Source organism: Streptococcus sp. HF-100 (genome assembly GCF_015594635.1).
GTDB lineage: Bacteria > Bacillota > Bacilli > Lactobacillales > Streptococcaceae > Streptococcus > Streptococcus vaginalis.
Window position 1 is genome coordinate 199,008 of sequence record NZ_JADNQV010000002.1, and the last position, 18,591, is coordinate 217,598.

The 18,591-nt window shown below is 39.7% G+C and carries 18 protein-coding genes; 15 read left to right on the top strand and 3 right to left on the bottom strand.

What is annotated here, in order from left to right:
- Window positions 1-133 precede the first annotated feature (133 nt).
- The 9 genes from rimM (at window position 134) to IYQ23_RS03295 (ending at window position 9,264) form a co-directional block, all read left to right on the top strand.
- Complete coding sequence (gene rimM, locus IYQ23_RS03255) at window positions 134-652, top strand: ribosome maturation factor RimM (RefSeq protein WP_106384337.1); 519 nt, start codon at window positions 134-136, stop codon at window positions 650-652.
- Window positions 642-1,367, top strand: coding sequence for a tRNA (guanosine(37)-N1)-methyltransferase TrmD (gene trmD / locus IYQ23_RS03260; RefSeq protein ID WP_106384387.1), 726 nt, complete (start codon window positions 642-644; stop codon window positions 1,365-1,367). The genes rimM and trmD overlap by 11 nt, the downstream gene beginning before the upstream one ends.
- A 143-nt stretch (window positions 1,368-1,510) precedes the next feature.
- The gene (locus tag IYQ23_RS03265) at window positions 1,511-2,434 is read left to right on the top strand and encodes a metal ABC transporter solute-binding protein, Zn/Mn family (RefSeq protein ID WP_195674057.1); all 924 of its coding nucleotides are present in this window, start codon (window positions 1,511-1,513) and stop codon (window positions 2,432-2,434) included.
- Between the two features lie 8 nt (window positions 2,435-2,442).
- Window positions 2,443-5,061 carry a pneumococcal-type histidine triad protein gene (locus IYQ23_RS03270; RefSeq protein ID WP_195674058.1) on the top strand — a complete coding sequence of 873 codons (2,619 nt, stop codon included), beginning with the start codon at window positions 2,443-2,445 and terminating at the stop codon, window positions 5,059-5,061.
- 471 nt (window positions 5,062-5,532) lie between these two features.
- Entirely contained in the window at window positions 5,533-6,156 is a 624-nt protein-coding gene (locus IYQ23_RS03275; RefSeq protein ID WP_049533870.1) for an SAP domain-containing protein, read from the top strand.
- A gap of 65 nt (window positions 6,157-6,221) precedes the next feature.
- Window positions 6,222-6,719 (top strand): GAF domain-containing protein, encoded by a 498-nt coding sequence (locus tag IYQ23_RS03280; protein WP_049533820.1) that lies wholly within the window; start codon window positions 6,222-6,224, stop codon window positions 6,717-6,719.
- Window positions 6,719-8,383, top strand: a complete 1,665-nt coding sequence (dnaX, locus tag IYQ23_RS03285; protein WP_195674059.1) for a DNA polymerase III subunit gamma/tau — start codon at window positions 6,719-6,721, stop codon at window positions 8,381-8,383. The genes IYQ23_RS03280 and dnaX overlap by 1 nt, the downstream gene beginning before the upstream one ends.
- Window positions 8,384-8,421: 38 nt before the next feature.
- Complete coding sequence (locus tag IYQ23_RS03290; protein ID WP_003024260.1) at window positions 8,422-8,616, top strand: DUF3272 family protein; 195 nt, start codon at window positions 8,422-8,424, stop codon at window positions 8,614-8,616.
- Window positions 8,617-8,847: 231 nt separating this feature from the next.
- Complete coding sequence (locus IYQ23_RS03295) at window positions 8,848-9,264, top strand: YjdF family protein (RefSeq protein ID WP_195674060.1); 417 nt, start codon at window positions 8,848-8,850, stop codon at window positions 9,262-9,264.
- Between the two features lie 59 nt (window positions 9,265-9,323).
- Here the strand turns inward: IYQ23_RS03295 and birA are convergent, their stop codons facing one another.
- Together birA and IYQ23_RS03305 are read right to left on the bottom strand one after the other, a co-directional pair.
- Window positions 9,324-10,259, bottom strand: a complete 936-nt coding sequence (gene birA / locus IYQ23_RS03300) for a bifunctional biotin--[acetyl-CoA-carboxylase] ligase/biotin operon repressor BirA (protein ID WP_195674061.1) — start codon at window positions 10,257-10,259, stop codon at window positions 9,324-9,326.
- Between the two features lie 2 nt (window positions 10,260-10,261).
- Window positions 10,262-11,263: a LacI family DNA-binding transcriptional regulator gene (locus IYQ23_RS03305; protein ID WP_195674062.1), complete on the bottom strand. Its 1,002-nt coding sequence runs from the start codon at window positions 11,261-11,263 to the stop codon at window positions 10,262-10,264.
- A 237-nt stretch (window positions 11,264-11,500) separates the two neighbouring features.
- On the opposite strand from IYQ23_RS03305, the gene IYQ23_RS03310 reads away from it, so the two are divergent.
- The 5 genes from IYQ23_RS03310 (at window position 11,501) to IYQ23_RS03330 (ending at window position 16,142) form a co-directional block, all read left to right on the top strand.
- A complete protein-coding gene (locus tag IYQ23_RS03310) occupies window positions 11,501-12,679 on the top strand; it encodes a galactokinase (RefSeq protein WP_195674063.1) in 1,179 nt (392 codons plus the stop codon).
- A gap of 72 nt (window positions 12,680-12,751) precedes the next feature.
- Window positions 12,752-14,233, top strand: coding sequence for a UDP-glucose--hexose-1-phosphate uridylyltransferase (gene galT, locus IYQ23_RS03315; RefSeq protein ID WP_195674064.1), 1,482 nt, complete (start codon window positions 12,752-12,754; stop codon window positions 14,231-14,233).
- Between the two features lie 230 nt (window positions 14,234-14,463).
- Window positions 14,464-14,598, top strand: a complete 135-nt coding sequence (locus IYQ23_RS03320) for a DUF4044 domain-containing protein (protein ID WP_003024272.1) — start codon at window positions 14,464-14,466, stop codon at window positions 14,596-14,598.
- A gap of 57 nt (window positions 14,599-14,655) precedes the next feature.
- Entirely contained in the window at window positions 14,656-15,966 is a 1,311-nt protein-coding gene (gene obgE / locus IYQ23_RS03325; protein ID WP_195674065.1) for a GTPase ObgE, read from the top strand.
- Between the two features lie 14 nt (window positions 15,967-15,980).
- Window positions 15,981-16,142 (top strand): hypothetical protein, encoded by a 162-nt coding sequence (locus IYQ23_RS03330; protein WP_003033070.1) that lies wholly within the window; start codon window positions 15,981-15,983, stop codon window positions 16,140-16,142.
- Between the two features lie 32 nt (window positions 16,143-16,174).
- On the opposite strand, the gene IYQ23_RS03335 is transcribed toward IYQ23_RS03330, so the two are convergent.
- The gene (locus tag IYQ23_RS03335; protein WP_021001756.1) at window positions 16,175-17,125 is read right to left on the bottom strand and encodes a polysaccharide deacetylase family protein; all 951 of its coding nucleotides are present in this window, start codon (window positions 17,123-17,125) and stop codon (window positions 16,175-16,177) included.
- A gap of 178 nt (window positions 17,126-17,303) precedes the next feature.
- On the opposite strand from IYQ23_RS03335, the gene IYQ23_RS03340 reads away from it, so the two are divergent.
- A complete protein-coding gene (locus tag IYQ23_RS03340) occupies window positions 17,304-18,590 on the top strand; it encodes a homoserine dehydrogenase (protein WP_195674066.1) in 1,287 nt (428 codons plus the stop codon).
- Window position 18,591: the final 1 nt, after the last annotated feature.

Sequence of the window (18,591 nt, forward strand, 5' to 3'; positions counted from 1 at the left end):
TGAATTTTTGTTTTTTTCATTGTCCACTATAAGGGAGTATATCACATCATGGCGTGGGTGGGTCTTTGTTTTCTTGAGAATTCCTTTTATTCATGATAGAATAAATAGGATAATGCTAGTATTTGGAGAGAAAATGAACTATTATAATGTTGGAAAAATTGTAAATACGCAAGGTTTGCAAGGTGAAATGCGTGTTATGTCCGTGACGGATTTTGCAGAGGATCGTTTTAAAAAAGGAAGTATGTTGGGCCTTTTTGATAAGAAAGATAATTTTGTCATGAATGTGGAAATTGCTAGTCATCGTAAGATGAAAAATTTTGATATTATCAAATTCAAAGGAATGTACCATATCAATGACATTGAGAAATATCGTGATTTTACTTTGAAAGTGGCTGAAGAAGACTTATCGGATTTAGATGAGGGCGAATTTTACTATCATGAAATCATCGGTTTGAATGTTTATGAACGGGGTATTTTGATTGGAACAATTAAAGAAATTTTGCAGCCCGGTGCCAATGATGTCTGGGTGGTAAAGCGCAAAGGCAAGCGTGATTTACTGTTGCCTTATATTCCGCCTGTTGTATTGAATATTGATCTTGAAAATAGTCGAGTAGATGTGGAAATTCCGGAAGGACTGGATGATGAAGATTGATATTTTAACATTATTTCCGGAGATGTTTGCCCCGCTGGAACATTCAATAGTTGGCAAGGCGCGTGAAAAAGGGTTGCTGGAGATTCACTATCATAACTTTCGGGAAAATGCAGAGAAATCACGACATGTTGATGATGAGCCTTATGGAGGCGGTCAAGGAATGTTGCTCAGAGCGCAACCGATTTTTGATGCTTATGATGTGATTGAGAAAAAACAGCCACGGGTTATTTTGTTAGATCCCGCTGGTCGAATGTTTGATCAAGCCTATGCGGAAGAGCTTTCCCAAGAAGAAGAATTGATTTTTATTTGTGGACATTATGAAGGTTATGATGAGCGGATTAAAAGTTTGGTGACAGACGAAATCTCGCTTGGAGACTATGTTTTGACCGGTGGAGAATTGGCTGCCATGACGATGATCGATGCGACGGTACGGCTGATTCCTGAAGTTCTTGGTAAGGAAGCCAGTCATACTGATGATAGTTTTTCATCAGGGCTTTTAGAATATCCTCAATATACTCGCCCGTATGATTTTCGTGGAATGGTTGTGCCAGATATTTTGATGAGTGGTCATCATGAAAATATCCGAAAATGGCGTCTGTATGAGAGTCTGAAAAAGACTTACGAGCGTCGTCCAGATTTGCTAGAAAAATATGAGTTCACAGCAGAAGAAGCTGAAATGCTGGAAGAGATTCGTAAAGAAAAAAGCGATTGGTAAGAGTAAAAGTTTTCTAATGTTATTTAGAAAGCTTTTTTATTATTGTTAAAAAAACAGATAAAAAATTCTTGACAGCTAATTTCTATCATGGTATCATATTAACCAGTTAATAAACTGGTTAAACACTAGTTAAGGAGTGATATATGAAATTAAGGAAATATTTATTTTCTATTTTTGTGGCGGGACTGGTTTTGCTGCTGACGGCGTGCGGTGCAGGTAGCAAAAAGCAGAGTAAGGGAATGAAAATTGTAACAAGTTTTTACCCGATTTATGCCATGGTCAAAGAAGTATCAGGCGATTTAAACGATGTTCGGATGATTCAATCCAGTAGCGGTATTCATTCCTTTGAACCATCAGCCAACGATGTAGCAGCTATCTATGATGCAGATGTCTTTGTTTATCATTCTCATACGTTAGAATCTTGGGCTGGAAGTTTAGATCCGAGTTTGAAAAAATCTAAAGTGAAGGTACTTGAAGCTTCAGAAGGGATGAAGCTGGAGCGTGTGCCGGGATTAGAAGATGTAGCAGCTGGTGAGGGAGTGGATGAAAAGACTCTTTACGATCCGCATACTTGGTTAGACCCAGAAAAAGTGGCAGAAGAAGCACAGATTATCGCTGATAAACTTTCGAAGATTGATAGTAAAAATAAAGAAACCTATCAAAAAAATGCGAAAGAGCTGGCAGGTAAGGCAAAAGAATTGACTAAAAAATATCAACCGATTTTCAAAGCTGCAAGGCAAAAAACATTTGTGACTCAGCATACTGCCTTTTCTTATTTGGCGAAGCGATTTGGATTGAGGCAATTAGGCATCGCAGGCATTTCACCAGAACAAGAACCAAGTCCACGTCAATTGACAGAAATTGAAGAATTTGTCAAAACTTATAAAGTTAAAACCATTTTTGTGGAAAGCAATGCTTCATCAAAAGTTGCGAAAACCTTGGTCAAATCTACGGGCGTTAAACTAAAACAATTAAATCCTTTGGAAGCTGATCCGCAAAATAATAATACTTATCTTGAAAATCTAGAAGCCAATCTAGCGACATTGGCAAAAGAATTGAAAAAATGAGGAGAAAAATGAAGAAAAAATATATTGTTGGATCTATTGCAGTTCTTGCATTGAGCATTTGTGCGTATGAGCTAGGACGTTATCAAAGTGTTTCTAGCAAAGCAGACAATCGTGTAGCTTATGTTGATAGCAAGTCGAAAGCGAAAGCCAAAAAGGCTGAGAATTTGACTCCTGATGAAGTGAGTGCGAAAGAAGGAATCAACGCAGAACAAATTGTTGTGAAGATTACGGATCAAGGTTATGTGACTTCCCATGGAGATCATTATCATTATTACAATGGGAAAGTTCCTTACGATGCGATTATCAGTGAAGAACTGATCATGCGCGATCCAAACTACACTTTGCAGCAGTCTGATATTGTCAACGAAGTAAAAGACGGCTACATTATTAAGGTGAATGGCAAGTATTATCTTTATCTGAAAGATCCGAATCATACAAGCAATGTTCGGACAAAAGAAGAAATCGCTCGTCAAAGGGCAGAATATAGCAGCAAAGGGCATAAAGGATCGAAAAGTAGTACTGTAACAACAGCTGTCAAAGAAGCTCGTGCGCAAGGTCGTTATACGACAGACGATGGCTATGTCTTCAATCCAACTGATGTCATTGAGGATACAGGTGATGCTTTTATCGTTCCGCATGGCAATCATTTCCACTACATTCCAAAGAGCGATTTGTCGCCTAGTGAATTGGCGGCGGCTCAAAACTATTGGGACAACAAACACAAATCTGGCGGTACGACATCAACTCCGAGTCCAAGTCCAACGCCATCAAGACCATCAAATGGCGGAACTACACTACCTTCTATCCATTACCAACCATCAACGCCGGGAACACAGACCCATCAGGGCAATAATCATCATGCGCAGCCATCACAACCAAGTCATCAGAATACTCCATCTGCTCATCAAGAAATCATCAATCTGTTAAAACAACTGTACTTGATGCCGTTAAACCAACGTCATGTGGAATCTGATGGTTTGGTATTTGACCCGGCACAGATTACTAAAAAATCTTCTAGTGGGGTGGCAGTGCCACATGGTAATCATTATCATTTCATTTACTATAGTCAAATGTCGCCACTAGAAGAAAAAATTTCGCGGATGATTGTTCCTGGTACGGACTATTCAGAAGCGAAAAAGCTAGCTGGTCAAAGTAATCAACAGACAAACCCAAGTAAACCGAACCAAGATACGGGCAAGGATCAAACACAGCCAAACAAACCTAATGATGGCAAGCAAACTGAGCCAAGCAAAGAGCCTGAAAAGCCAAAAGAAGAACCATCTGAGACAGAAGTGACGGATGAACAGATTCAAACCTTTATCAATAAGGCTGAAAGTTTGATGAGTAAGGTGACAAATGTTAGTCAAAAGGCAAACTTTGAAGAGCAACTCGCTGGTATCAAATCTGGCTTCACTCTTGGAACAGAAGAAAAAGCAACAGTGCTTCAAAAAGTGAAAGATTTGTTGTCTGAAATCGTCAAGGCGGTTGATCCGGAAACACAAGCGGGACTGACAAAGAAAAATGCTGAAATCGTTGCTGCTTTCAAGAAAGTCTTAACACCAATTCGTCAAACGCTTGAAAGCAAAGGGGATAAAGCACAACTGGCAATGGTTGAAGACCTCATGCAACAGGCTGCCAATCCGAATGTGGATAAGCTTGCCTTATTGGATAAGGTTTTGAAATTGTCAAGTGAGGTACAGCACCCTGACCGCGCAGGCAAAGCAAATTCGCAAATTGCTTATACGGCTGATGAAGTTGCGCTAGCTAAAGCTGCAGGTCGTTATGCGACATCAGACGGTTATATCTTTGATCCGCATGATGTGACAGAGGAGCAGGGAGATGGCTACACTGCGCCACACATGACACACAGCCATTATATTCCTAAGAAAGATTTGTCAGAATCTGAGCGTAAGGCGACAGAAGAATATCTGAAAACCAAAGCGCCGAATGAAAAGAAAGAAGACAAGCCTAAAACTGATCCAAAGCAACCTCAAAAAGAAAGTGCGCAATTAATCTATGAACGCGTGACACCAGCTAAAAAAGTGCCGGTTGAGGCAATGCCATATCATACAGCTTATGTTGTGGATTACAAGAATGGGCAATTGATTATTCCGCACCATGATCACTATCACAATATTTCTCTCTCTTGGTTTGACGAAGGCCTTTACAACGCGCCAGAGGGTTATAGCTTGGAAGATTTCCTTGCTACGGTGAAATATTATGTGCAAAATCCAAACGATCGTCCTCACTCTGATGATGGCTTTGGTAATGACAGCAATCATGGTAAGCAAAACCAATCAGATGATGGCAAGAATTATGCACCAAATGAAGAGCCAGAGGATAAGAAAGACGACTCTGCAAGTAAAGAGGTAGATGATGAAAAGGAAAATTCAGAAGGGACTGAAAAACCAACAGTTAATGCTGAAGAAGAAGCTGAAAAGGCACGCGCAGCAAGCTATGGATTGTCTCTGCAAGATTTCCGAGCAAAAATGATTAAAATTGCTTTTAAATATGGTTTGAGCTTAGAAAAGTTTACCTATCATCCTGCAAACAAGACGGTCAGCTATACTGATTTGACAGGAACTGTCAAGTCTATCAATGTACTCACAGGAGAATTGGTTTCTTAATAATGCACCCCTCAAGAGTTGGAAATTGACTTTCCAGCTCTTTTGTTATTCTATGTTTATAAAGGGAAGTTTATCTTGTCCGCCAGACGGATAAGATAAACTAAAAGAGATTCACTCCGTCCGCCGGGCGGATAAGCCAAACCAAAAGGATTTCACTTTGTCCGCCGGGCGGATAAGCCAAACCAAAAGGATTTCACTTTGTCCGCCGGGCGGATAAGATAAACTAAAAGAGATTCACTCCGTCCGCCGAGCAGACAAGCCAAACCAAAAGGAATTCATTCTGTCCGCCGAGCGAATAGAACAAACCAAAACTAATTTATCCTGTCCGAGGGTCGGCTTGTCTCAACCAAAATTGATTCACTTCGTCCGACCCTCGAACGACTTTTTATAAACTAACAAATCTATCATTTTTGAGGAATGACTTTATTGGTGGTATAATAGGTTATGAAAAAGAGGGAAGGGAAACACATCATGTGGGATAGACCGGATTTTACAACGATAAAGACTTATCAAGAGTTTTCTCAATATTATTGGTATCGTGCAGAATTGGCAGACATTTGCAAACGATTGGGGAAGGAGCATTCAGGGGTCAAAAAAGAGCTAGAAGCACAAATCAAACAATATTTTGCAGGGAATGTTGCTCAAAAGAAAGTCCGTTTAAAGACTAAGAAAGAGAAAGATGTAGAGCTTACTTTAGACACGCCCTTACTTACTTGTGGTTTTGCCTTTAATACCCGATTTCGGGAGTTTTTCGCTCAGCAGATGGGTAGCAGTTCATTCAAGTTTACAGCGGACATGGCGGCAGCTTGGCGAAAGGTAAAAGCAGAAAAAGATGTTGAATTCACACTGCGAGATATGATAGCGATTTATCAAGGACAATCAAGCTATGCTCAATATGATACTTCTAGCTGTCAGTGGAATCAATTTGTCAAAGATTTCTGCGCTGACACAAGCAATGCTTCTTTTCAGCCTAAACTAAAAGTTGCCGCTATTCTTTGGCAGAAAGTAAAACATTCAACCGCTCCTAAAGTCTATCACCAGCAGCTAGTAAAGAACTTTTGGGATGATATTTCTATGTATTGGAAAAGGAAATAAGAAGAATGATTTGTCCACTTGCGAAAAAACAGTCACGAGGCTGTTTTTTTGATATAATAGAAAGTATGAATCAATCAGAAAAAATTTCAAATTATCAATTACTTTTAGCGCAGCTTGAAGCATTACTAGAGGGCGAAAGCAACGCTTTGGCAAATCTCTCAAACAGCTCTGCTCTGCTAAACCAAGCTTTGCCAAATTCTGTCTTTACAGGCTTTTATCTTTATGACGGAAACGAGTTGGTGTTAGGTCCTTTTCAAGGGGGCGTTTCCTGCGTGCACATTGCTTTAGGAAAAGGGGTCTGCGGTGAAGCAGCAGCCAAACGGCAGACGATGATTGTAGAAGATGTGACCCAACATGGCAATTACATTTCCTGTGATAGCAGAGCTCGCAGCGAGATTGTAGTACCAATGGTCAAAAACGACAGCCTAGTAGGGGTGTTGGATTTGGATTCTCATCTGGTGGCAGATTATGATGAGATTGACCGAGAATATCTGGAAAATTTTGTGGCTCTCTTACTAGAGAAAACAAGTTGGAATTTTGAAATGTTTGGAGACAAAGCCTAATGTATCAAGCTTTATATCGAAAATACAGAAGCCAAACCTTCGGTCAGCTAGTCGGGCAGGAGGTTGTGGCGACAACCTTGCGGCAGGCAGTTGAACAGGATAAAATCAGTCATGCCTATCTCTTTTCAGGTCCCAGAGGGACAGGAAAGACCAGCGTAGCCAAGATTTTTGCTAAGGCAATGAATTGCCCCAACCAAAAGGATGGAGAGCCTTGCAATGACTGTTATATTTGCCAAGCCATTACCGAAGGAAGCCTAGAAGATGTCATTGAGATTGACGCGGCTTCTAATAATGGTGTGGATGAAATCCGAGATATTCGTGACAAATCTACTTATGCTCCCAGTCTAGCGAAGCACAAGGTTTATATCATTGATGAGGTTCACATGCTCTCAACAGGCGCTTTTAATGCGCTTCTTAAGACTTTGGAAGAGCCGACAGAGAATGTTGTCTTTATTTTAGCAACGACAGAACTGCATAAAATACCAGCAACCATTCTTTCGCGTGTTCAGCGCTTTGAGTTCAAGTCGATTAAAACCAAAGATATTGTAGAACACATTGAGTGGATTTTGCAGCAAGAAAATATTGACTTTGAAAATGAAGCGGTGCAGATTATTGCAAGACGATCAGAAGGCGGTATGCGAGACGCTCTATCTATCTTAGATCAAGCTCTCAGCCTAACCCAAGACAATCAGCTGACAACGGCTATTTCTGAAGAAATCACGGGTTCTATCAGTCTAGGGGCGCTAGACGCTTATGTAGCAGCTGTATTAGCTCATGATACGTCAGCAGCATTAAAAAATCTTGATGTCATATTTGACAGCGGCAAAAATATGGCTCGCTTTGTCACAGACCTGCTGCAATATCTTAGAGACTTGCTCATTGTTAAAACGGGTGGAGAAAATACGCATACGAGTGAAAGCTTTTTAGAAAACCTCAAGACTCCGCAAGAAAGATTGTTTGAGTTGATTGAGATTGCAACGAAGAGCCTTGCGGAAATCAAGAACAGCTTGCAACCCAAGATTTATACAGAAATGATGACCATTCGACTGGCAGAAGGGCAAGATAAAGCAGAATTACCCTCCAATATAGCAGGCGAGATAGAAACGCTCAAAGAAGAAATCAGCCAGCTTAAAAATCAATTGGCAAGTTTGCAGTCAAGTTCCGCACCTAGTAAGCCAGTACAGGCAACACGCTCAGCCAAAACAAGCAAGGGTTATCGAGTAGACCGCCATAAAGTGAATGCCATTCTGCAAGAAGCAGTTGAAAATCCTAGCCTGGCTCGCAGTAATTTAACCAAGTTGCAGAATGCTTGGGGAGAAATTATTGAAAGTTTAGCCGGAGCAGATAAGGCACTTTTAGTCGGCTCACAACCCGTCGCAGCTAACGAAAACCACGCTATTCTTGCATTTGAGTCAAGCTTTAATGCAGAACAGACCATGAAACGGGAAAATCTCAACACCATGTTTGGGAATTTATTAAGCAATGCTGCTGGATTTTCACCAGACATCTTGGCGGTTTCTATGACAGATTGGACAGAGATTCGGGCTGAATTTTCGGCTAAAGCGCGTGGAGAAAATGCACCACAAGCTGAAGAAAAAGAGAATACGGTCATTCCAGAAGGATTTGATTTCTTAGCGGAAAAAATTACCGTTCAAGAGGACTGAATTTAGATTTTTCTGCTGTTTCATGCTATAATAGAATCATGACAAGACAACAATTTCTTACAACAGCTTTTTTCACAGCAATTGAAACGTATTTTTTTAACGAAGCAATGATGTCAGGACACTATTTATTTGCCGTTTTCTGGGCGCTTCTAGTGATTCGCAATTTACAGGTGAGCTATGTCATGGGTAAAATAGTGGACGAAATTGACAAACATATCAAACGTAAAAAATAACAAGAAAGGTTGGGGCGAAAATCCTCAACCTTTTCTTTTCAATTTGAAAAAATATTCTGCTTGCTGTAAAATAAAAGTGCAAAGATAAAAACACAGTTTCGGTTGGTAGTCCGAACATATTCGTGACAGGCTAGATTTGTTTTTCTAATGACAATTGAAGTAGGTCACGACTATCAGTAACCCTCCTCCTTGGTTGTCCCTTCTTTGTAATGTATTTAAGGAGGATGCTGTATGGAACATGTTTCATTAGAATTGACCATATACTTTGAAAATGGCTTTTATTATGGCCTATTTGAGCAAGAAAATGCTCAAGGTTTGTCCGTTTGTCGGGTGACATTTGGAGTTGAGCCCCAAATGAACGAGGTTTTGGAATTTGTTAATCAGAAGTTTTCACAACTACAATTTAGCCCGGCTGTTGCACTAAAGAAAAAAAGACATTGTGCAAATCCCAAACGCTTGCAGCGATTAGCAAAAAAAGAAATGAAGCGTGAAAAACGCTCAACGAAATCACAAGACGCACTAAAACTGCAACAAGAGTTAGATAAACAAGCTAAACGTTCCAGATTGAAAGCTCAAAAAGAATATGTGCAAAATAGAAAATTCCAACTAAAACAGCAAAAACGCAAAGAAAAGCACAAAGGTCGTTGATTTTGTGCCGAAAAAAAAGAGACAAGTTGATGTTTATTCAATTTATCTCCTTCTTTTATTTACCAACTTGTTAAAGAAACTTCACCGCTATTTAGCCACATTTCTTGTCCAGTATCTAATTGAACCAATAGCTGACCGCTATCTGATATTTCCTTGGCAATTCCTTTGTAGTCTTTGTCATTTTGGCAAAAAGTGACCGTCCGACCTAAGACAAGGGAATGTTGTTTGTAAAGGTAAATCAGCTCGTCTGGCTCACATTCATAGAAATCTTTCCAAATCTCAGCGATAAGTTCATTGCGCGTGATAGATTGCTTTTCGTGGAAGAGAGAGGCAGCCTTATTTTTTAACTCTTTCGGAAAATCAGAGATTGCGAAATTGATGCCCACTCCAATAATCACATCAGTGACTAAGCCCGTCTCGACAGAAGTAATAGCTTCGGTTAAAATGCCGGCTATTTTCTTGCCTTTGTAATAAACGTCATTCACCCATTTAATGTCCATCTCCATTAAAGTGAGGTCTTTAATAGCCTTGTAAATGGCTCCAGCAGTCAAGATAGTATAGGCGGGAATTTGTTGAAAAGGAAGATTGGGTTTCAAGTGAAGAGACATATAAATCCCGCCTTGATCTGGGGCAAAATAATTTCTGCTAAAGCGTCCACGACCAGCTGATTGAGAAGCAGCAAGATAGAGCGTATTGGCAGGCTTACCAGCTTCAATTCCTGCTTTGGCATCAAGTTGAGTGGATTTGCAGTTTGGATTGAAGGAAACTTGAATAGGAGCAGTTTCTTCTATTTTCTCAGCAATCAATAAATCACCTGAAAGGAGCTTATAGCCTTTATTTTTAACGGATTCAATGTGAACGCCTTCTTTTTCCAAATGTTGAATAGCTTTCCAGATAGAAGTGCGTGAAATTCCTAACTCCTGTGCTAATTTTTCACCGCTGATATAGTCAGATTCTCGACTTAAAATGTCGAATAAAATTTCGTATGTTTTCATTTCTATAAGCTGCTCTTTCTAAGGGTCAGTTTGGTGGCAAGTGTTACCATACGTGGAATGGTCGAGCCAGGATGTTGAAATTCCTCGTGCAGCAGTTGCAAGCCTTGCCGCCCCATTTCTTCTGTAAAGACAGTAACCGTGCTGAGTGGTGGATAGACGTACTTGGCGATAGATGTATCATTAAAAGCAATCAAACTAACACGAACTGGTACAGAGATGTCAGCTTCTTGAAGCGCTCGAAGGGCGCCAACAGCTAAGGCATCACTTGCCATGAAAAATGCAGTTGGAAGTTGTTCACCTAAATTTTCAATCAATTCTTTCATCATGGAATAACCTGATTCAGATGAAAAGTTTCCTATTTTGACGTATTTTTCCTGATAAAGTTGTTTTTCAGTTAGAAAATTTTTAAAGGTTACTAAGCGTGGATCGGATAGAGTAGTGGTTTTGTCAGAAGTTTGTTCTTGACCAATCAGCAGTCCAATTTGTTGGTGTTGCTTTTCTAAAAAGTGATTAAGAACAGCTATAACAGAATTTTCAAAGTCAGCCATCACACAGCTATGTCCATAGGCAAGTGTATTGCTATCAATAAAAACAAGGTGTTTTGTATAGAGTTCTAGTTCTTTAATTTTTTGAGGGCTGAATTTTCCAATCGCGATGATGCCGTCAATTTGCTCAAGCTGATTTAATGTTTCATTATTGAAAAAGCGCATAACATCATAACCCAACTCTTGGGCTTTTTTCTCTACCCCAAGACGAATGGCATAGTAGTAGAGGTCGTCTAGTTCCTCCTCTTCTGTGTACCATTCTACGATCGCAATTCTGCGGTTTTGGGAATTTCGCGTGCTTCCTCTTTTTGTTTTTTTATATTCTAATTCTTCTGCAATATCAAATATCTTTTGGCGAGTCTCGTCACTCACAGACATGGATTGGTCGTGATTTAAAACGCGTGATACAGTTGCTGGAGAGACACCAGCACTTTTTGCGATATCTTTAATCGTTGCCATGATTGTTTCCTAATTTCTTTAAAGAATATGTCTATTATATCTTAAAAATTAGTAAAATACAAAAATATTTAGTAAATTTCCTAAAAATTAGTATGAAAGATTGACGAGTATTATTTTTTACAACTTGATTGATAAAATTTTGGTAAAATTTTACTAAAATACTTGAAGTTTTACTAATGATGTTTTATAATAAAGATAATAAAACGGTTACAATACCAAATAAAAAGGAGACTTTTTATGTCAACGACTCTTTCTATTCAACAATTACGTTCAAACTTTGCAACAACTTTTGGGGCAGAAGCAGATCACACATTTTTTTCACCGGGTCGCATTAACCTGATTGGTGAACATACAGACTACAATGGTGGTCACGTCTTTCCTGCGGCTATTTCACTAGGAACTTACGGAGCAGCGCGCAAACGTGACGATAATTTACTTCGTTTTTACTCAGCAAATTTTGAAGACAAAGGGATTATTGAGGTGCCGATAGAAGATCTTCGTTTTGAAAAAGAGCATAATTGGACGAATTATCCAAAAGGGGTGCTTCATTTCTTGCAAAAAGCAGGACATGTCATTGATAAAGGGATGGATGTCTATGTTTTTGGAAATATCCCAAATGGTTCAGGTCTCTCTTCATCGGCTTCTTTAGAGCTACTAACAGGAATAATTGCAGAGAGACTATTTGATTTAAAATTAGAGCGTTTAGATTTAGTAAAAATTGGTAAACAAACAGAGAATGAATTTATCGGTGTTAATTCTGGTATCATGGATCAGTTTGCCATTGGTATGGGAGCGGATCAACGGGCAATTTACTTAGATACGAACACGCTCGAATACGACTTGGTACCGCTTGATCTCAAAGACAATGTGGTTGTCATCATGAATACAAACAAGCGTCGTGAACTAGCAGACTCCAAATACAATGAACGCCGTGCAGAGTGTGAAAAAGCAGTCGGGGAATTAAAGCAAAAACTCTCTATTGCAACCTTGGGTGAATTAAATGAGTGGGATTTTGATGAATACAACTACCTAATTCAAGATGAAAATCGACTCAAACGTACTCGTCACGCTGTATTGGAAAATCAACGGACACTTCAAGCTCAAGCTGCTTTGCAAGCTGGCAATCTGGAAAAATTCGGTCGCTTAATGAATGCGTCTCATGTCTCACTTGAACATGATTATGAAGTCACAGGATTAGAATTGGATACATTGGTTCATACTGCATGGGAGCAAGAAGGAGTGCTGGGCGCTCGCATGACAGGAGCAGGATTTGGCGGTTGTGCCATTGCTTTGGTTCGCAAAGATGCAGTGGAAGCTTTTCAAAAAAATGTTGGGCAAAAATATGAAGAAGTCGTAGGTTATGCACCGAGCTTCTATATTGCTGAAATCGCTGGTGGCAGCCGTGTGTTGGATTAAGCGAGCGTTTTACATAATAGTAATAAGGGCTGACGAGGATTTCAGCCCTTTCTATAAAAGAAAGGAAAATCAATGGCACGAAATTTACTGAATGCCTTTGTAACAGAGGTCATAGCAAATAGCTCTTTTACAGAAATCGACCGAATTTATTTGACAAATCGCGTCATGAGTCTGGTTGGAGAAGAAGCTGCAAAGCAAGAGACAGCAGCAACCAGCTTAATTGATCTCAAAGATGATTTACTAGAAGTTGCTTTAGCAGTTGGAAAAATCGGCTCAACTCTTGCAGAACAGGATATTCTTGGGGCAGAGTTGATGAATTTAGTCACGCCAGCACCTAGTCAGCTCAATCAGCAATTTTGTCAAACTTATGAACAAGATCCTGAACGAGCTATTGCTGATTTTTATGAGCTTAGTAAGCGCAATGATTATATCAAGGTCAAAGCTATTGCTAAGAATATTGCCTATCAAACACCGACTGAATATGGTGATTTGGAGATTACAATCAACCTTTCTAAACCAGAAAAAGATCCCAAGGAAATTGCAGCAGCTAAGAAAGCCAAGACGAGCCACTATCCAGCTTGCCAGCTTTGTTTTGAAAATGAGGGGTATCAAGGACGGCTAGATCATCCGGCGCGAGCGAATCATCGAATTATCCGCTTTGACTTAGCCGGACGAGAGTGGGGCTTTCAGTATTCGCCCTATGCATATTTTAATGAGCATTGTATCTTTTTAGATAGCAAGCATACTCCTATGGCTATCAGTCGTGCTACTTTTGAACGTCTTTTGGACATTGTAGAGACTTTTCCAGGTTATTTTGCAGGCTCCAATGCGGATCTTCCTATCGTAGGAGGCTCCATTCTCACTCACGACCATTATCAAGGTGGACGACATACTTTTCCTATGGAAAAGGCAGAGCTGGACAAAACTTTCATCTTTGCAGGTTTTGAAAATGTAGAAGCTGGTATTGTCAACTGGCCCATGTCGGTTTTAAGGTTGCAATCAACTGATAAATCCGCATTGGTAGATTTGGCGGATAAAATTTTACAGAAATGGCGCAGTTACTCCGATCCGACTGTTCAGATTTTAGCTGAGTCAAATGGTGAACTACATCATACGATTACTCCAATAGCACGTCAAAAAAATGGTAAGTTTGAGTTAGATTTGGTTCTTCGGGACAATCAAACGTCAAAAGAATATCCAGATGGTATTTATCATCCGCATAAAGATGTTCAACACATCAAGAAAGAAAATATCGGCTTGATTGAGGTCATGGGCTTGGCAATTCTCCCATCTCGTTTGAAAAATGAGTTAAAAGAAGTTGAAGAATTTCTTTTGGGGCAAATAAAAGAAGTGGCTCCTTATCATCAAGTGTGGGCTGAACAGTTAAAAGCTAGCCATTCAAATATAACGGCAGAATCAGCTCAATCAATTGTACGTGCTTCGGTTGGTCAGATTTTCAAACGTGTCTTGGAAGATGCAGGTGTTTACAAGCGAACAAAAGAAGGTCACATTGCCTTTATGCGTTTTATTGAATCGATTGGTCTAGTGAAATAACCTATTAAAAAATTGCTATTTTCGGAGATGATTATCGAGACAGCTTGGAAATGGCATTCGACACATCCAAACGGTTACGCTGATTGACATTGAAATCCAGCAGGAAGCCTGTTGGATTTTTACTTTGTGGGGATTTTCAGTTGTAATCTTTTTATTTCAGCTATCATTTGAAAAACTATCTTCTTCATGTTACAATTAGAAGAGTAAATTAAATACATAGAGGTAATATCGTGGCTTTTGGTGATAATGGACAACGGAAAAAAACAGGATTTGAAAAATTGACTTTGATTGTAGTTGTTATCATGTTATTGGTAACGGTTGGAGCAATCTTTGCAAGTGCACTTGGTGCTTTGAGCAATTTCTAATCCTCAAACGCTTGAAAGAGCGTTTTTTTAGAGTGAAAAACGAGAGAAGAGAAAAATATGAGTATGTTTTTGGATACAGCTAAGATAAAAGTCAAGGCTGGCAATGGCGGTGATGGCATGGTAGCTTTCCGCCGTGAAAAGTATGTCCCAAATGGTGGACCTTGGGGCGGTGACGGTGGTCGTGGCGGCAATGTTGTTTTTGTCGTAGATGAAGGGCTTCGCACTTTGATGGATTTTCGCTACAATCGTCATTTTAAGGCTCAGTCTGGTGAGAAGGGAATGACCAAGGGAATGCACGGTCGTGGTGCAGAAGATTTGATTGTTCACGTACCACAAGGGACAACCGTTCGTGATGCTGAAACAGGGAAAATCCTGACAGACTTGATTGAAAATGGGCAAAAGTTCGTCGTAGCTCACGGCGGTCGTGGCGGTCGTGGCAATATTCGCTTTGCGACGCCTAAAAATCCAGCACCAGAAATTTCTGAAAATGGTGAACCGGGTCAAGAACGCGAACTCCAGTTGGAGCTGAAAATTTTGGCAGATGTTGGTTTGGTTGGATTTCCGTCTGTTGGAAAATCCACACTTTTGAGTGTCATCACTTCTGCTAAGCCGAAAATTGGCGCTTATCATTTCACAACTATTGTACCTAATCTTGGAATGGTTCGGACGCAGTCCGGTGAATCCTTTGCTGTGGCAGACCTGCCTGGCTTGATTGAAGGAGCCAGCCAAGGTGTAGGACTTGGAACACAATTTCTTCGCCATATTGAGCGAACTCGTGTCATCTTGCATGTCATTGATATGTCAGCTAGTGAAGGACGTGATCCTTACGAAGATTATCTTGCTATCAATAAGGAATTGGAATCCTACAATCTTCGCTTAATGGAGCGTCCACAGATTATTGTCGCTAATAAAATGGACATGCCTGAAAGTGCAGAGAATCTAAAAGTCTTTAAAGAAAAATTAGTAGCAAATTATGATGAATTTGATGAACTGCCACAGATTTTTCCAATTTCAAGTTTGACGAAACAAGGCTTGTCAACGCTTTTGGATGCAACTGCAGAATTGCTTGATAAAACACCTGAATTTCTGCTTTATGATGAGTCCGAAATGGAAGAAGAAGCCTACTATGGCTTTGATGAAGATACTCCAGCATTTGAAATCTCACGCGATGATGACGCTGTCTGGGTTTTATCTGGTGATAAGTTGGAAAGACTCTTTACCATGACAAACTTTGACCGTGAGGAGGCTGTCATGAAATTTGCACGGCAACTACGTGGTATGGGGGTAGACGAAGCATTACGGTCGCGTGGTGCTAAAGATGGTGACTTGGTTCGTATCGGCAAATTTGAATTTGAATTTGTAGACTAAAAAGGAGCGATTTTATGGGTGATAAACCAATATCCTTTCGTGATAAAAATGGCAATTTCGTTTCTGCAGCTGACGTTTGGAATGAAGAAAAACTCGAAAAACTTTTTAACAAACTCAATCCGAACCGAAAATTTCGCTTGGAACGTGAGAAATTAGCACAAAAGAAAAAAGAATAGGACTTGCTCATTTTTGAGCCAAGTCCTATTCTTTAATTTGTAGCAATTTCATTTAATAAGTCTTGTGCAGTCGTTGTTGGATTGACACGAACACGGTTGAGGGTTAAAAGTCCGTCATTAAGAGAAGCTAGTCCGTTGTTGGTTGTCAATCCCATTTTATAGCCGAGGCTTTCAGCAATTTGTGTCGTTGTTTCACTATAACGTCCTGAAGGATAAGCAACCGTCGTTGTATTTTGGGAGAGGTTGCTGTCTAGATACTGCTTAGAGGCTTGCAATTCTGTCGTTTGTGTTTCTGCACTTGAAAGGGATAAATCCGGATGGTTAACGGTATGATCTTCAAAAGACATTCCCTTTTGCTTCATTTCCTTGATTTGCTCAAGCGTCAGCATATCCTCGCGCCCATTTTCGACAAAACCAGTAATGACATTATTGGTTGCCCGCATTTGGTATTTTTGAAGAAGTGGGAAAGCATTGGTGTAAAAATCTCTCAAACTATCATCAAAGGTCAACCAAACGACTTTTTTATTTTTCGGAAGGACATTTTCAGTCAAAACTTTATAGGCTTCCTTTGGCGTGAGAGTATAATAGCCAGCGTCTTTTAGAGCTTTCAAATGACTTTCAAACGTTTCAGGCGAGACAATCAAACCAGCATTTGCTGCTTCAGAAGGATCCATATTGTGAATCGCATGGTACATCAAAATAGGGAATTTAACAGGCTGATCTTGCTTTATCCATTTCACTTTGCTTACTTTTTCACTAGATCCAGATGTCTCTTTAGTAGTTGCTTGAGAAGTAGAAGATTTGCTCACTTTTGAAGTGGCAGTTCTTGTATGGTTATTAGCCAGATTTGTTCCAGAGCGTTTCCACATAAATGTTCCTGCAATCACCAGAACAACCAATAAGATGAAGCTTATAATAGCACGCCGTTGTCTCCTCTTACGAATACGATTTCGTACAGAACGATTACCAGAATGTTTTCCCATTATGTGGAACTCCTTTTACTTTTAAATCACTATGTATATTTTACCATATTTCTGACTAACCGTTCACAATTTTTTAAAATAGATTTCTATTATTTTTATAAAAATCCTGAAGTTTGCTTACTAGAAAAAAACAAGTTTATTTGCTATAATAAAAAGCATAAAATCTCAAGGAGTAGTCATGTCTATTAAAATTGCTTTACTTGGTTTTGGGACAGTTGCTAGTGGTGTTCCATTTTTATTGAAAGAAAATAGTGAAAAGATTGTGCAAGCAGCTCATTCAGAAATTGAAATTGCGAAAGTATTGGTAAAAGGTGATGCTGAAAAAGAACGCTTGTTAGCAGCAGGAAATCATTTTAATTTTGTCACGACGATTGATGAAATTGTGAATGATAAAGAAGTAACGATTGTCGTTGAATTGATGGGGCGTATTGAACCTGCAAAAACTTTCATCACTCAAGCGTTAGAAGCAGGTAAACATGTTGTCACTGCAAATAAAGACTTGCTGGCAGTTCATGGCGCTGAGTTGCTTGAGATTGCTGCAAAACATAAGGTGGCTCTTTACTATGAAGCGGCAGTAGCGGGAGGAATTCCGATTTTACGCACGCTTGTTAATTCCCTAGCTTCTGATAAAATTACGCGTATTCTCGGTGTGGTCAATGGAACGTCCAACTTCATGATGACCAAAATGGTAGAAGAAGGTTGGTCTTATGAGGCGGCACTTGCTGAAGCACAGCGACTTGGATTTGCAGAAAGTGACCCAACCAATGATGTGGACGGAATTGATGCTGCATATAAAATGGTTATTTTAAGTCAATTTGCCTTTGGAATGACGGTTAAATTTGAAGATGTCGCCCACCAAGGCATTCGCAATATTACACCAGAAGATGTAGCGGTTGCGCAGCAATTAGGTTATGTTGTCAAATTAGTTGGTTCTATTGAAGAAACAAAATCAGGTCTCGCTGCAGAAGTCACACCGACCTTTTTACCAAAATCTCATCCTCTTGCTAGTGTAAATGGCGTGATGAATGCAATCTTTGTAGACTCTATCGGTATTGGTGAGTCGATGTATTACGGTCCAGGTGCGGGACAAAAACCCACTGCAACAAGTGTTGTTGCAGATATTATTCGGATTGTTCGACGGATTAACGAAGGAACTGTTGGAAAAGCCTTTAATGAGTTTCAGCGTGAATTAGTTCTGGCTAAACCAGAAGATCGTAAGAGCCCGTATTACTTTTCGATATTAGCACCTGATGCGAAAGGACAAGTTTTACGCTTAGCAAAAATTTTTAATGCTGAAAATGTCTCCTTTAAGCAAATTCTGCAACAAGGAACAGACGGAAATACTGCACGTGTTGTGATTATTACCCATGCTGTCAACAAAACGCAGCTAGAAAATGTCACTCGAAAATTGCAGGCAACTTCTGATTTTAAATTATTGAACACCTTCAAAGTATTAGGAGAATAAA

Bases quoted from the DNA above. Each gene is read 5' to 3' on its own strand.
- rimM (WP_106384337.1), top strand. From the start codon at position 134: ATGAACTATTATAATGTTGGAAAAATTGTAAATACGCAAGGTTTGCAA.
- trmD (WP_106384387.1), top strand. From the start codon at position 642: ATGAAGATTGATATTTTAACATTATTTCCGGAGATGTTTGCCCCGCTG.
- IYQ23_RS03265 (WP_195674057.1), top strand. From the start codon at position 1,511: ATGAAATTAAGGAAATATTTATTTTCTATTTTTGTGGCGGGACTGGTT.
- IYQ23_RS03270 (WP_195674058.1), top strand. From the start codon at position 2,443: ATGAAGAAAAAATATATTGTTGGATCTATTGCAGTTCTTGCATTGAGC.
- IYQ23_RS03275 (WP_049533870.1), top strand. From the start codon at position 5,533: ATGTGGGATAGACCGGATTTTACAACGATAAAGACTTATCAAGAGTTT.
- IYQ23_RS03280 (WP_049533820.1), top strand. From the start codon at position 6,222: ATGAATCAATCAGAAAAAATTTCAAATTATCAATTACTTTTAGCGCAG.
- dnaX (WP_195674059.1), top strand. From the start codon at position 6,719: ATGTATCAAGCTTTATATCGAAAATACAGAAGCCAAACCTTCGGTCAG.
- IYQ23_RS03290 (WP_003024260.1), top strand. From the start codon at position 8,422: ATGACAAGACAACAATTTCTTACAACAGCTTTTTTCACAGCAATTGAA.
- IYQ23_RS03295 (WP_195674060.1), top strand. From the start codon at position 8,848: ATGGAACATGTTTCATTAGAATTGACCATATACTTTGAAAATGGCTTT.
- birA (WP_195674061.1), bottom strand. From the start codon at position 10,259: ATGAAAACATACGAAATTTTATTCGACATTTTAAGTCGAGAATCTGAC.
- IYQ23_RS03305 (WP_195674062.1), bottom strand. From the start codon at position 11,263: ATGGCAACGATTAAAGATATCGCAAAAAGTGCTGGTGTCTCTCCAGCA.
- IYQ23_RS03310 (WP_195674063.1), top strand. From the start codon at position 11,501: ATGTCAACGACTCTTTCTATTCAACAATTACGTTCAAACTTTGCAACA.
- galT (WP_195674064.1), top strand. From the start codon at position 12,752: ATGGCACGAAATTTACTGAATGCCTTTGTAACAGAGGTCATAGCAAAT.
- obgE (WP_195674065.1), top strand. From the start codon at position 14,656: ATGAGTATGTTTTTGGATACAGCTAAGATAAAAGTCAAGGCTGGCAAT.
- IYQ23_RS03330 (WP_003033070.1), top strand. From the start codon at position 15,981: ATGGGTGATAAACCAATATCCTTTCGTGATAAAAATGGCAATTTCGTT.
- IYQ23_RS03335 (WP_021001756.1), bottom strand. From the start codon at position 17,125: ATGGGAAAACATTCTGGTAATCGTTCTGTACGAAATCGTATTCGTAAG.
- IYQ23_RS03340 (WP_195674066.1), top strand. From the start codon at position 17,304: ATGTCTATTAAAATTGCTTTACTTGGTTTTGGGACAGTTGCTAGTGGT.